Annotated in this window: 13 protein-coding genes; 7 read left to right on the top strand and 6 right to left on the bottom strand. The window is 64.3% G+C overall.

The features are described 5' to 3' along the window. Positions 1–83: 83 nt before the first annotated feature. Together MVA47_RS10025 and MVA47_RS10020 are read right to left on the bottom strand one after the other, a co-directional pair. On the bottom strand, positions 84–461 hold the full coding sequence (locus MVA47_RS10025) for a hypothetical protein (protein ID WP_247207727.1): 378 nt from the start codon (positions 459–461) through the stop codon (positions 84–86). A 41-nt stretch (positions 462–502) separates the two neighbouring features. Then, complete coding sequence (locus MVA47_RS10020) at positions 503–1,372, bottom strand: hypothetical protein (protein WP_247207725.1); 870 nt, start codon at positions 1,370–1,372, stop codon at positions 503–505. Positions 1,373–1,629: 257 nt separating this feature from the next. Between MVA47_RS10020 and MVA47_RS10015 the strand changes: the two genes are divergently transcribed. The 5 genes from MVA47_RS10015 to MVA47_RS09995 all read left to right on the top strand — a co-directional run bounded on the left by MVA47_RS10015 (position 1,630) and on the right by MVA47_RS09995 (position 7,290). After that, the gene (locus MVA47_RS10015) at positions 1,630–2,805 is read left to right on the top strand and encodes a serine hydrolase (RefSeq protein ID WP_247207724.1); all 1,176 of its coding nucleotides are present in this window, start codon (positions 1,630–1,632) and stop codon (positions 2,803–2,805) included. Between the two features lie 81 nt (positions 2,806–2,886). After that, the gene (locus tag MVA47_RS10010; RefSeq protein WP_084248004.1) at positions 2,887–3,189 is read left to right on the top strand and encodes a lipopolysaccharide assembly protein LapA domain-containing protein; all 303 of its coding nucleotides are present in this window, start codon (positions 2,887–2,889) and stop codon (positions 3,187–3,189) included. A gap of 86 nt (positions 3,190–3,275) precedes the next feature. After that, complete coding sequence (locus MVA47_RS10005) at positions 3,276–4,568, top strand: competence/damage-inducible protein A (protein WP_247207723.1); 1,293 nt, start codon at positions 3,276–3,278, stop codon at positions 4,566–4,568. A gap of 172 nt (positions 4,569–4,740) precedes the next feature. Further along, positions 4,741–5,436 (top strand): aspartate/glutamate racemase family protein, encoded by a 696-nt coding sequence (locus tag MVA47_RS10000; RefSeq protein WP_247207722.1) that lies wholly within the window; start codon positions 4,741–4,743, stop codon positions 5,434–5,436. Between the two features lie 123 nt (positions 5,437–5,559). Next, positions 5,560–7,290, top strand: a complete 1,731-nt coding sequence (locus tag MVA47_RS09995) for a DUF3556 domain-containing protein (RefSeq protein WP_247207721.1) — start codon at positions 5,560–5,562, stop codon at positions 7,288–7,290. A 13-nt stretch (positions 7,291–7,303) separates the two neighbouring features. On the opposite strand, the gene MVA47_RS09990 is transcribed toward MVA47_RS09995, so the two are convergent. Genes MVA47_RS09990 through pcaD form a run of 4 tightly spaced genes read right to left on the bottom strand, consistent with a single transcriptional unit; the run spans position 7,304 to position 10,960 of the window. Next, positions 7,304–8,095 carry an IclR family transcriptional regulator C-terminal domain-containing protein gene (locus MVA47_RS09990; RefSeq protein ID WP_247207719.1) on the bottom strand — a complete coding sequence of 264 codons (792 nt, stop codon included), beginning with the start codon at positions 8,093–8,095 and terminating at the stop codon, positions 7,304–7,306. A 55-nt stretch (positions 8,096–8,150) separates the two neighbouring features. Next, complete coding sequence (locus tag MVA47_RS09985; RefSeq protein WP_247207716.1) at positions 8,151–9,362, bottom strand: acetyl-CoA C-acetyltransferase; 1,212 nt, start codon at positions 9,360–9,362, stop codon at positions 8,151–8,153. Positions 9,363–9,410: 48 nt separating this feature from the next. Further along, complete coding sequence (locus tag MVA47_RS09980) at positions 9,411–10,190, bottom strand: IclR family transcriptional regulator (RefSeq protein WP_247207714.1); 780 nt, start codon at positions 10,188–10,190, stop codon at positions 9,411–9,413. Then, positions 10,187–10,960, bottom strand: a complete 774-nt coding sequence (gene pcaD, locus MVA47_RS09975; protein WP_247207713.1) for a 3-oxoadipate enol-lactonase — start codon at positions 10,958–10,960, stop codon at positions 10,187–10,189. The genes MVA47_RS09980 and pcaD overlap by 4 nt, the downstream gene beginning before the upstream one ends. A gap of 87 nt (positions 10,961–11,047) precedes the next feature. Here pcaD and MVA47_RS09970 point away from each other — a divergent pair, with 87 nt between their 5' ends. Both MVA47_RS09970 and MVA47_RS09965 read left to right on the top strand, forming a co-directional pair. Continuing rightward, complete coding sequence (locus tag MVA47_RS09970) at positions 11,048–11,797, top strand: CoA transferase subunit A (RefSeq protein WP_247207711.1); 750 nt, start codon at positions 11,048–11,050, stop codon at positions 11,795–11,797. Then, positions 11,794–12,435, top strand: a complete 642-nt coding sequence (locus MVA47_RS09965) for a CoA transferase subunit B (protein ID WP_247207710.1) — start codon at positions 11,794–11,796, stop codon at positions 12,433–12,435. Before MVA47_RS09970 ends, MVA47_RS09965 begins: the two co-directional genes overlap by 4 nt. The last annotated feature ends 67 nt before the right edge of the window (positions 12,436–12,502 follow it).

The raw sequence follows: 12,502 nt of genomic DNA, 5'->3' as shown, positions 1-12,502 counted from the left end.
TGGCTGTCGCGCAGCGACTTAGACGTCAGACGCCACTGCCACTGCCACTGCCACTGCGACCGCGATCAACAAACGCTCTTCGACTATGCGAGCAGACCGTTCTCGTCGAGGTCGCTCGGCGGTCGGCGGCGAGTCAGGAAAGCAACGGCCATTCCGCACGCGGCAACGGTGACTACGGCCAGGATCACTTCAGTGGTGGTGGGCTGATAACCGTCGAAGCCCGATGAGCCCGACGAGCTCGAGAAACTGTAGGCGACCGTAATGCCGGCGACAGGGAACAGAGTGGCCGGCCCGGCGACCGCGATCGTGCTGACAGGTGCGGTCGTGGGTAAGCAAGCTGCGACCGCGTGCGCTCCAGCTACGGGAACGATGAATGCGACGACAATCCCCGCGGTGTTCCAGGGCGATTCATCTATCGCGGTCATGAGTGTGCAGGCCAGGAGCACGCCCATGGCGATCATGGGGTGTGTCCAGCGGCGTCCGGAGACCAGACCACCAGCGATCAAAGGACGAAGACAAGGAGCATCGGCCATGATCCTTGCCATTTGGGTAGGCCAGCTGCGACGGTTAACGTCGCGAGCATCGCCAGTAACACCAGACCGTTGCGGTGCGGCAACCACCACACGCCGACGATGACCACCGGCAGCAAGACCATGCCATATGCCCACGTACCGCCCTCGATGCCGTCGCCGGAAGCCAGGGTGGCGATGAACCACCACCATGACAACAACGCGACGACCGGCACACCGATGCCGAGCATAAAACTGGGCCCCAGAGCAGATCGCTGCGTAGCTGATCGGCCGTTCTCGTCGGGGAATCGGGAGTGTGGAGGTGCCGTGAACCAGGCGGCAGCGAACAGCACGAGTGCGGCAACTACACCGACAACCAGCGGCCAGTCCGGGGGCGTGCCAGTTGAGGTGTAGGCGCCGGAGTACGTGACCGATGAACGGTACTGCTCGAGAGGCCGGGCCAACCAAGCGCCGACCAAGGCACCAGCAAAGAGCCAACTCTGCAACAACTCTCGGCTGTCTCCTTGTACTGCCAACGATCCCGTCGCAGCGATCAACAGTCCCGCGGCCACGGCGCTGGCGTAGCTTGCCCAATTCGTTGAGGTGCCAACGGCAGCCACGGCACCAAGGGCCACCAAGCCGGCGCCGCCGACGAAGAACCCAAGAGAACGATCCATCAACACACTGACAACAACCGCGACCACTGCACACAACGCAACACACGCGACGTCACCCTGGTACAGCACTCGCCACGGATCTGACTCGAACACCGACTCTCCGCCACCGAGACGGGTCAGGAGCACCACAACGGAGATGAACGCACCCACTGCGACCGCGGCCGAGACCAGCACCCTATTCACCATGCTGAATCCTCGATGTGCGCGCAGCAGTATTGGTCTCGCGCCTGCAGCTCATACGCCGCAGTGTGTCAGAAAGCCTCAGCTCTGAGGCGCGAGGGCCGTACCCGCACCCACCACGCTGGTCGATCTCGGCACGCCACGCGGTCTATACCGGATCGCCGACAACTTTTTGGTGCGTGTTCGCCCAAACGTGTCGAACGTCGTACGCGCGGAGGGCATTATGAGACGGTTCTGACGCGCTCACACGACTCAAGGGCAACATGAAAACACACAAGCGACTTGGTTCAGCCATCACCGTGATGGCATTGGTCTCATTGGTACTCAGCGGCTGCTCGTCCTCATCAGAGGAGTCGACAGCATCGTCGACGACAACGCCCACAACGACTGTGGCCCCCTCCGAAGCCGCCGCATTTCAAAAGGTTCTCGACGACACCCGCAGCCAGGCAGGTTTTCCCGGCGTCATCGCGCAAGTCGCCTCGCCTGACGGAACCTGGACCGGCACATCGGGAACCATCGGTCAGGGAAAGACCCAGGCACCCGCGGTCACCGACAAGACCCGGATCGGATCCTTGACCAAGACGATGACCGCGACGGTCCTGCTGCAGTTGGTACAAGAAGGCAAGCTTTCCCTCGATGAGACCATCGACAAGTACGTGCCGGGTTTGCCCAACGGCGACGTCGCAACTCTGCTGCAACTGTCCGACATGACCAGCGGTATCCCGAGCTACACGAAGTCCGACGCGATCGTGAACAAGTTCTTCGCGAATCCCGAATATGCCTGGCCTCCACAGGAACTGGTGGACGGCGTCAAGGGACTCCCGGCCGACTTCGCTCCGGGCCAAGGGTGGGAGTACTCGAACACCAATTACGTGCTCTTGGGCATGGTGATCGAGAAGGTGCTGGGTCAGCCGATTGCCGACGTGTTCGAACAGCGACTGTTCGGCCCTCTGGGGATGGCCGACACCTCGTTCCCCGGCGGCTCCACCGAGATCGGCAATCCACACATGGACGGTTTGACCGACCAGAACCAGCCGCCCGGGCAGAACGTCGACTCCACCCGTTGGAACCCATCGTTCGCCTTCACCGCGGGCGCGGTCATCTCGACTCTCGACGACCTGAAGAAATGGGGGCACGCGCTGTTCACCGGCGAAGGTGTCCTGGACGCATCGAGCCAACAGTTCCGGAGGGATTCGATCATCCGCGACATCCCACCGAACACCGCGACGGCGGGGTACGGCATCGGGATCGGCGATCGGGGCGGCTGGTGGGGCCACGACGGCGACATCCCCGGATACAACAGCGTGTTGTTCCACAGCTACGAGTCCGACACCACGATCATCGTGCTGACCAACAGCGACAACACGTTCACGGTCGACGGCAAGGAAGCGTTTCCGGCCCCGGCCGTATCGGCGGGACTACAGCAGGCAGTGGGCTGAAGCCCTCCGCAACCGGCCCGTTTGTGAACCGTTGCGGGTGGGTAAAGGCTCTTCGCCTCTGACAGCACCGGAAAGGACGCCATGAGCAACCCCAATTACGATGCAGCCCCACCCGCGACGACCACCACCACTGCCCCCGCGTCCGGCAGCGGCCGAAAGATCTCCACGATTCTGGGGCTCATCCTCGCTGCGCTTCTGGTGATCGCGCTGATCGTCTTCGTAGTCCAGAACACCGAGCAAGTACATATCGAGTTCTTCGGACTCAACCTCGACATGGCGCAAGGTGTCGCCCTGCTCCTCGCCGCCGTGGTCGGATTCCTGATCGCGCTGCTCGGTAGCGGCATCCTGCGGCTGCGGCGCAAGGTGCGGGACCGTCACCGCTGATGGTCCCGGTCGAGTCTGCGTACGCGTAGCCGTTGTTGGACGTGGGTGACCAGACACCGACAGCACCCACCACTAAGCTCGGCAAGATGACAGTGCGGGCAGGAATCGTGGTGACCGGTACCGAAGTCCTCACCGGCCGGGTCACCGACCAGAACGGCCCGTGGGTCGCTCAGCATCTCCTCGACCTCGGTGTCGACGTCGCGCACATCACCGTGTGCGGCGACCGCCCGGATGACCTCACCGCACAGCTCCAGTTTCTGGCCGACCAGCGCGTGGACCTCATCGTCACCACGGGTGGTCTCGGCCCGACCGCCGACGACCTGACCGTTGCAACGGTTGCCGCGTTCTGCGGTCGCGAACTGCACCTCGACACCGAACTCGAGCAGCACATCGATTCCATCGTGCAACGGTGGCGTGGACGGATGACTTCTGCGCCCGACGCTGCGCCACTGCGTGAGGGTATCCGCAAGCAGGCGATGGTTCCCGAAGGCGCAGAATCCATTCCGCCTACCGGCACCGCCCCCGGAGTGGCCATCGCCGCCGAGGTGGTCGATTCCGTTCCGGTTCGGCCCGCCATCCTGGTGTTGCCGGGGCCGCCCCGAGAACTCCAGACGATGTGGCCGACGGCGCTCGATACCGCCCCGGTGGTCGAAGCTCTGGCGGGTCGGTCGGAGTTCAATCAGTCGACGATCTTCGCGTACGGCTTGTCCGAAGCAGATCTGGCAGCAACGCTTCGGACCATCGAGCACGAGGTCAGCGGCTTCGATGATCTGGAGATCACCACCTGCCTGCGGCTCGGCGAGCTCGAGATGGTGACTCGCTACCCAGAGTCTGCTGCGGGGGCGTACTCCCGATTGGCAGAGCAGGTCACCGCCCGTCATGGCGACCGGATCTTCTCGACCGATGGGTCGACCATCGACGATCTGGTGGCGACAGCGCTCGCCGGCCGTCGTATCGCGACCGCAGAATCATGCACTGGCGGCCTCGTCGCGGCCCGACTCACCGAACGGCCCGGATCATCGGCATACGTAATGGGCGGCGTCGTCTCGTACGCGAATGAGGTGAAGTCCGGCCTTCTCGACGTCCCCGCGGAGATGATCGCCGAGCACGGCGCCGTGAGTGAACAGGTCGCCGCACGGATGGCCGAGGGTGCGCTGAGCCGGGTCGGCGCTGACGTGGCGGTGTCCACAACCGGGATCGCCGGGCCCGGCGGTGGATCCGACCTCAAACCGGTGGGCACGGTGTGCTTCGGCGTCGCGGTGACGGGTCAGCCGACCGTCACGAGGACTCGACGCCTGCCCGGCGACCGGACGAGCGTCCGGGCACTGTCCACGACAGTTGCCATGCACATGCTTGCGGAAGTGCTGCGCACACCCTGACCTCAATCAGAACAAGGTTGACGTGGGGCAGATCGACGCACACGTCATTCGGTCGGCCGCATATCGGTCTGCGATCACGCGTCGAGAGCAAAATTGATTGCCCGGCCCTCCCCGCCGCGCAACACTGGGCGCGGCAGATCGAGCATCGAAGAGACGGCGAGGAGAGCGGGCCATGAAGACGTTGGGGCTGATCGGTGGAATGAGCTGGGTCAGCACTGCCGAGTACTACCGCATGATCAACGAACTCGTCGCGGATCGGCTCGGCGGGCTTCATTCGGCGCAGATAATCCTGGAGTCCGTCGACTTCGGTGAGATCGAGAAGCTGAAACTCGCCGGGCGATGGGCCGACGTCGGAGCCCACCTCGCCGCGGCGGCCACCCGGCTCGAGTCGCATGGAGCAGACGCGATCGTGCTGTGCACCAACACGATGCACTACGTGGCCGAGACCATCGAGGATGCGGTGTCCATCCCGTTCATCCACATCGCCGATACAACAGCCAGGGCAATCACCGCGGCGGGTTCATCGCGCGTGGGGTTACTGGCCACCGCATTCACGATGGAGTCGTCGTTTTACCGTGACCGCGTCGCCTCTCACGGTCTCGACGTGTTGACGCCAGACGCCGCAGACCGCGACCAGGTCAGTTCGATCATCTACAACGAGCTCTGCCACAACGTCATACGTCCTGAGTCGCGCGCGCTCTACCTTGAGGTGGTCGGCCGATTGCTGGCCGAGGGCGTCGAAGGGATCATTCTCGGGTGCACCGAGGTCGAATTGCTGATCGGCCCGGAGGACGTCACCGTCCCTGTGTTCCCGACAACCCTCTTGCACGCGCAGGCCGCCGTCGACTTCGCGCTGTCCGACCGGTAGGCCAGTAAAACACCGAGAACCACACGTCCCCGCGACAAATCGCATTTTGCTGCCTGCACACAACCACTTCGTTTACGGTCGCGACAGACGATGGCCGCGATTTGTCAAGAAGGTGATTGTGCAATGGGATTCACCACGCCAACTCTGCCCAGTCTCGAGATGGACGAGTGGAGCCGCGGGACCCGCGCGGAGAAGATCCGCCCGTTGGCCCGGCATTGGGCGGAGATCGGCTTCGGCACTCCTGTTGTGCTGCACCTCTTCTACGTGGTGAAGATCCTCCTGTACATCGTGGTGGGTGGGCTGATCGCCGGGTCGACGTCCGGCCTCGGCGGCGTCACGCAGATCAGCAGTTGGTGGGACGAGCCCATCGTCTTCCAGAAGATCGTGATCTACACCCTGCTCTTCGAAGTGCTCGGCCTCGGCTGCGGATTCGGCCCACTCAACAACCGGTACTCGCCCCCGATGGGATCGGCCCTCTATTGGCTGCGACCGAACACCATTCGACTGCCGCCGTGGCCTCGGGTGATCCCATTCACCGCGGGCAGCAACCGAACTCCCGTCGATGTACTGCTCTACGCTGCGCTCCTCGTGACGTGCGTGCTCGCTTTGTTCTCGGGCGGTGACGGACCGGCGCCCGATCTCGGCAGCGATGTCGGCCCGCTTCCCATCTGGATCCCGATTGCTGTGCTTCTCGCGCTCGCGCTGATCGGGCTGAGAGACAAGACGGTCTTCCTCGCAGCTCGCGGTGAGGTCTACGGCGCACTCGTGGTGACTTTCTTGCTCGCAGGCGCCGACATGATCCTTGCCGCGAAGATCGTCTTTGTCATCATCTGGATGGGCGCGGCGACCTCCAAACTGAACAAGCACTTCCCGTTTGTGGTGTCCACGATGATGTCGAACAACCCGATCGTGCGACCACAGAGGATCAAGCGAAAGTTCTTCGAGCACTTCCCCGATGACCTGCGCCCAGGCCGCCTCTCACGTGTGGTGGCGCACGGTGCCACAGTGATCGAGATGGGTGTGCCCCTGATCCTCTTCTTCTCGCACGGCGGCTGGCCCACTGCCATCGCGGCCACCGTGATGGTGGTCTTCCATCTGGGCATTCTCAGTGCCATCCCGATGGGCGTGCCGCTGGAGTGGAACGTCTTCATGATCTTCGGGCTGCTGTTCCTGTTTGTCGGCCACGCGGACGTCGCACCCTCCGATGCCGACCATCTCTGGCTTGTTCTTGCACTCACCGGTGTGAGCGCGGCGGTAGTGGTGGCGGGCAACCTCTTTCCCGGCAAGATCTCGTTCCTGCCGGCAATGCGTTACTACGCAGGCAATTGGGACACCACCCTGTGGTGCATCACGCCCTCCGGCTCGGCCAAGATCGAAGCAGGCATCGTCTCGATCGCCAGCATGCCCGCCGCCCAGCTCGAGCGTGTCTACGGCAAGGAACGCCTGGAGATCCCGTTGTATCTCGGCTACGCCTTCCGCGCGATGAACACACACGGCCGCGCCCTGTTCACCCTGGCGCATCGAGCGATGACCGGACGCAACGAGTCGGACTACCTGCTCACGGACGGAGAACGCATCTGCAGCACGGCGCTCGGATGGAACTTCGGTGACGGCCACCTCCACAGCGAACAGCTCATCGCAGCGCTACAGGAGAGGTGTCATTTCGACCCCGGCGAGGTACGGATCGTGCTGCTCGAAGCCCAGCCGATCCACCGCGGAACCCAGCAGTACCGGCTCGTCGACGCAGCCACAGGAGAGTTCGAGCGCGGCGAGGTTCGGGTGGCCGACATGGTGACCCGTCAGCCGTGGGACGACGACGTACCGGTGCACGTACACTCGGCAGTCGCGCCCTGAATTCCGCTCGCGCTCAGCGGTATCCGTTGCCCAGATCGGCACTGAACTCCTGCGCCACCGATACCAGGAACCCGGCGGTGTCGGCGGCAAACGACTCCGCCGTGGCACGCGCCGACGATGTCGAGCACGCCAATGCGCCGACCACCGATCCGCCGGCGTCGCGAACCGGCGCGGCCAGTGAGATCAGGCCCACCTCCAGTTCCTGCTCGGTCAGTGCGTAACCCTGCTCTCGCACCCTGGCCAGCTCGCGTTGGAGCTCTTCACCTGACGTCACCGTCGCAGGCGTCAGAGCATGCGCAAAATCCGAGTTCTCGATCACCGACCGGACCACACCGGCCGGAGCCCAGGCAAGCAAAACCCGGCCCATCGATGTGGCGTATGCAGGGATCCGGGTTCCCACCGACACGTTGATGCTCATGATCCGGCGCACCGGAACGCGCGCTGCGTACACCACTTCGGCTCCGTCGAGCACGCCGAGCGATGCTGACTCGTGAACGGTCTCGACGATCTTGAGCAGATGCGGCATCGCGGTATCGGCAAGCGAATGCGACGCGGTGTAGTGCTGGCCGATGCTCAGGACGCGCGGGGTGAGCGACCAGCGGCCGTCGCCACCGGACACGTAACCGAGCCGCTGCAGTGTCAGCAGTATGCGACGTACCGCGGGCCGAGAAAGCGAAGTGGCTGCGGCCAATTCCGCCAACGTCGGGTTGGGACGATCAGCGTTGAAGGCCAGAAGGACCGCAAAGCCGCGCTCGATGCTCTGGATGTGGTCCCGATCCCGCTCGGCCCCGACTTCGGTCACCATTGCCCCCTCGGTAGTCGCGGTTCAACCGTACGCAATGCGGGCAGTTGGTGGCCGCTCAGGTTGTGCGTTCGAAGACCGCGGCCAGACCTTGTCCGCCACCGATACACATGGTCTCCAGGGCGTACCGGCCTTCTCGACGGTCCAGTTCGCGCAGCAGGGTCGCCAGGATCCGCGCACCCGTGGCCCCGACCGGATGACCCAGCGAGATGCCTGACCCGTGCGGATTGAGTCGCTCATCGCCGGCGTCGATCCCCCATGCCTGCACAACGGCCAGCACCTGCGCCGCAAAGGCCTCGTTCAGCTCGATCACGTCCATGTCCCCAAGCGTGAGATCGAGTCGACCCAGCACCTTCTCGACCGCGCCCACCGGTCCCAAACCCATCCGCCCCGGCTCCACCCCGGTTGTCGCCCACCCGGCCAACCGGGCCAGCGGACGCAGTCCGAGCGCCGCCGCCTTCGCCGGGGTCGTCACCACACACGCTGCGGCACCGTCGTTCTGACCACTGGCGTTACCCGCAGTCACCGTCGAGTCGGCATCAACTGCACTCCGGATCGGCCGCAACGCCGCCAACGACTCGATCGTGGTGTCCGCACGTGGATGCTCATCTCGACCGACCAACACCGCCGCGCCCCGCCGCTGCGGCACCTCGACACCGACAATCTCTTCTGCGAACACACCGTTGTCCTGCGCCGCAACGGACCGACGGTGCGATTGGACAGCCAACGCATCCTGGTCGGCGCGACTGATGCCGAACTCGGCCCGCAGGTTCTCCGCGGTCTCGATCATCCCGCCCGGGACAGGGAAGTTGACGCCACCGGCAGTGACGCGAGCCCGCGCGAGGCGATCGGCCAGTTCCACCCCGGCGCCCTTGACACCCCACCGAATCGAATCGGTATAGAACTCCGCCTGACTCATCGATTCGGTACCACCGCCAATCACCACCTCACCAGCCCCAGTCATCACCTGCATACACGCCACAAGAACTGCCTGCAGACCCGATCCGCACCGTCGATCCACCTGCATACCCGGCACCGAGATCCCCAGGCCGGCGTCGAGAGCCGCGACCCGGCCGATCGCCGGAGCCTCACCACCCGGCGTCGCCTGACCCAAGATCACGTCGTCGATCTGATTGCCCGATATCCCGGTACGCTGCAGCAACTCCCGGATGAGAGTCGCCGCCAACGTCTGCGGTGGAACATCTTTCAACAAACCACCAAAACGCCCGACGGGTGTACGCAACGGTTCACAGATGACGGCGTCTGGCATGGGTGGCTCCTGAATCGGTCTGCGGGGAATCGTTTTGCGGGAATTCGTTCAGTGCGAGTTCGGGGTTCGGGCGAGGTCGGCCGTGATCTCCGCGGCCGTCGTCTGTAAGTGCGGGAGCAGATCAGCGTGGACGGCGTCGACGCTGTATCGAGCCGACTGGGTCGATATGTTGATCGCTGCGATCACCGCTCCGTCACGTCCGTGCACCGGCGCGGCGAGCGAGCGCAATCCCAGTTCGAGTTCCTCGTCGACGATGCAATAGCCGTCGTGGCGGACCCGGTCGATCTCCTCTCGGAGCTCGCGCACAGTGGTTTTGGTGTGTTCGGTCAGTGCCACGGGCGAAACCCTGGCGAGGTGATCGTCCAGCTCGTGGTCGTTCAGACCCGCCAGCAGCACGCGCCCCATCGATGTGGCGTATGCCGGAAACCGGGTGCCGATGGTGATGGAGACCGCCATGATGCGACTCACCGGAACACGTGCGACGTAGACGATGTCGTCGCCGTCGAGAATCGACACCGACGCCGACTCATGCACTTTCGCGGTGAGCGCCTCCAGGTGCGGGCCCGCCAGTTCCGGGAGGGACAGACTTGACAGATAGCTGTACCCCAGGTCGAGAACGCGTGGTGTGAGCCAGAAGGCGTTACCGTCCGAGCGCACATAGCCGAGGTCGACGAGCGTGAGGAGAAACCTCCGCGCCGCCGGCCGGGACAGTCCGGTTGCTGCCGCGACCTCGCTGACCGTCTGCCTCGGGTGGTCTGCATCGAATGCCCGGATCACCGCCAGCCCTCGGGCCAGTGACTGGACATGATCGCCAGGAGTGGGTGTCATGCGTCCACGATATGAGCCCGGAGCAGAGCCGAGACCTCTGTTGCCCGTTCCAGGTTCACCAGGTGGGCGCCGGGGTCGAGCACTTCGAACCGGGCCCCGGTGATGCCATCGGCCAGGATTTGCACCGTGTCGGGTGGGGTGGAAGGGTCTTGCGCTCCCGCGATGGCCAGGGTGCGGGCCGAGATCGCCGTCAGATCGGCACGCGAATCCCACTCCGCGAGAGCTTCGCAGCATGCCGCGTACCCCTCGTCGTCGGTACCTCGCACCATGGCGACCGCCTCGTCGACAACGCCTGGATGCGACTCGGCAAAATCGGCCGTGAACCACCGACCGACAACAGCATCGGTGATCGCACCTGTCCCCTGTGCCCGCACGGTTGCCGCCCGTTCTATCCACCCCGCCGGCTCCCCGAACTTTGCAGCGGTACACAGCAGCGACAAGGTGGCGACCCGGTCTGCGGCCGATATCGAGATGTGCTGCGCCACAGCGCCGCCGAGCGACAACCCCACCAGGTGAAACCGCTCGACACCGAGGGCACCGAGGGTCGACAGCACGTCGGTGGCAAGGTCGTCCACCGAATACGGCCCCGGTGGAGTCGGTGAATCCCCGTGTCCGCGATGCTCAAAGGCGATCACGTGCAGCCCGCCATCGGCAAGCGCTTCGATCTGCGGGTTCCACATGGAGCGGTTCGAGCCCAGCGACCCGAGGAGCACCACCGTGTCCCGGCCGTCCTGTGCCCCGGCCACCGTGCGCGCGAGATCAATCGACATGCACAACCCTCCTCGTTGAAGTGTTCGTTTGTCTGTACGTACTGCGTACGACTGTACTTGTAGCGTACACCACGCTATTCTTGCGCCATGCTCGACAAAGTGATCAGCACAGCAGCGGCCGCAGTCGCCGACATACCCGACGGCGCATCCATCGCCGTCGGTGGATTCGGCCTGGTCGGCGTACCCGAGGTACTCATCCGCGCCGTCCTCGATCAAGGTGCGACCAACCTGGAAACGGTCAGCAACAATTGCGGCACAAACGGATTCGGCTTGGGAATGCTGCTCGCCGAACACCGGATCCGCAGGACCATCTCCTCCTACGTCGGGTCGAACGAGGAATTCGCCCGGCAGTATCTGTCCGGTGAACTGGAGGTCGAATTGACCCCACAGGGCACACTGGCCGAGCGGATGCGCGCCGGCGGCGCAGGAATACCCGCATTCTTCACCCCCGCGGGAGTCGGAACGCCCGTCGCCGAGGGTGGTCTTCCCCTGCGATACGACGGAACCGGCGGCGTCCTCACAGCCAGCCCGCCGAAAGAAACCCGCGAGTTCGACGGCACCACATACGTTCTCGAACACGGCATCGTCACCGACTTCGCCCTGGTGCACGCATGGAAGGGCGACCGCCACGGCAACCTGGTCTACCGCCGCAGCGCCCGCAACTTCAATCCCCCCGCCGCGACCGCAGGACGGATCACCATCGCCCAGGTCGAAGAACTCGTCGAACCCGGCGAGATCGACCCCGACGCGGTACACACCCCCGGCATCCACGTGCAACGCGTTGTGCACGTCGGCAAGGTCGAGGTAGGCATCGAGAAAAGGACGGTACGCCCATGAGCTGGACACGCGAAGAGATGGCTGCACGCGTCGCCGACGAACTCGAGAACGGGCAATACGTCAACCTCGGCATCGGCATGCCCACGTTGGTCCCCAACTACATCTCACCCGGCATCTCGGTCGAATTGCACTCGGAGAACGGAGTTCTCGGAGTCGGCCCCTATCCCACCGAGCACGAACTCGACCCCGAACTCATCAACGCCGGCAAAGAGACCATCACCGTCAACCCCGGCGCCTCGTACTTCGACTCCGCCGCCTCGTTCGGCATGATCCGCGGAGGCCACGTCGATGTCGCGGTACTCGGCGCAATGCAGGTCAGCGCCACCGGCGATCTCGCCAACTGGATGGTCCCGGGCCAGATGGTCAAGGGGATGGGAGGCGCCATGGACCTGGTCCACGGTGCCCGCAAGGTCATCGTCATGATGGAGCACGTCACCCGCAAAGGCGCCCCCAAGATCCTCGAGCACTGCACGTTGCCCCTCACGGGCAAGGCGTGTGTTCAGCGCATCATCACCGACCTCGCCGTCCTCGACATCACCGGCAAGGGACTGCGTTTGGTGCAACTGGCACCCGGAGTGGGTATCGACGAAGTCCACGGCAAGACCGGGGCAACGATCCTCGTCGACAGCGTTGTGTGAGAAGTGCGTAAGGGTGTGGTCCCGCGGCCAGCACCTCGCACAACGCATTCCAGCCACATCAGCCGGC

It is taken from the genome of Williamsia sp. DF01-3, from assembly GCF_023051145.1.
Taxonomy (GTDB): Bacteria; Actinomycetota; Actinomycetes; order Mycobacteriales; family Mycobacteriaceae; genus Williamsia.
This window is presented reverse-complemented; position numbering and strand designations above follow the sequence as displayed.

What these genes read in the sequence shown, in the direction of transcription:
- MVA47_RS10025 (WP_247207727.1), bottom strand. Translation starts at nt 461, where the DNA reads ATGATCGCCATGGGCGTGCTCCTGGCCTGCACACTCATGACCGCGATA.
- MVA47_RS10020 (WP_247207725.1), bottom strand. Translation starts at nt 1,372, where the DNA reads ATGGTGAATAGGGTGCTGGTCTCGGCCGCGGTCGCAGTGGGTGCGTTC.
- MVA47_RS10015 (WP_247207724.1), top strand. Translation starts at nt 1,630, where the DNA reads ATGAAAACACACAAGCGACTTGGTTCAGCCATCACCGTGATGGCATTG.
- MVA47_RS10010 (WP_084248004.1), top strand. Translation starts at nt 2,887, where the DNA reads ATGAGCAACCCCAATTACGATGCAGCCCCACCCGCGACGACCACCACC.
- MVA47_RS10005 (WP_247207723.1), top strand. Translation starts at nt 3,276, where the DNA reads ATGACAGTGCGGGCAGGAATCGTGGTGACCGGTACCGAAGTCCTCACC.
- MVA47_RS10000 (WP_247207722.1), top strand. Translation starts at nt 4,741, where the DNA reads ATGAAGACGTTGGGGCTGATCGGTGGAATGAGCTGGGTCAGCACTGCC.
- MVA47_RS09995 (WP_247207721.1), top strand. Translation starts at nt 5,560, where the DNA reads ATGGGATTCACCACGCCAACTCTGCCCAGTCTCGAGATGGACGAGTGG.
- MVA47_RS09990 (WP_247207719.1), bottom strand. Translation starts at nt 8,095, where the DNA reads ATGGTGACCGAAGTCGGGGCCGAGCGGGATCGGGACCACATCCAGAGC.
- MVA47_RS09985 (WP_247207716.1), bottom strand. Translation starts at nt 9,362, where the DNA reads ATGCCAGACGCCGTCATCTGTGAACCGTTGCGTACACCCGTCGGGCGT.
- MVA47_RS09980 (WP_247207714.1), bottom strand. Translation starts at nt 10,190, where the DNA reads ATGACACCCACTCCTGGCGATCATGTCCAGTCACTGGCCCGAGGGCTG.
- pcaD (WP_247207713.1), bottom strand. Translation starts at nt 10,960, where the DNA reads ATGTCGATTGATCTCGCGCGCACGGTGGCCGGGGCACAGGACGGCCGG.
- MVA47_RS09970 (WP_247207711.1), top strand. Translation starts at nt 11,048, where the DNA reads ATGCTCGACAAAGTGATCAGCACAGCAGCGGCCGCAGTCGCCGACATA.
- MVA47_RS09965 (WP_247207710.1), top strand. Translation starts at nt 11,794, where the DNA reads ATGAGCTGGACACGCGAAGAGATGGCTGCACGCGTCGCCGACGAACTC.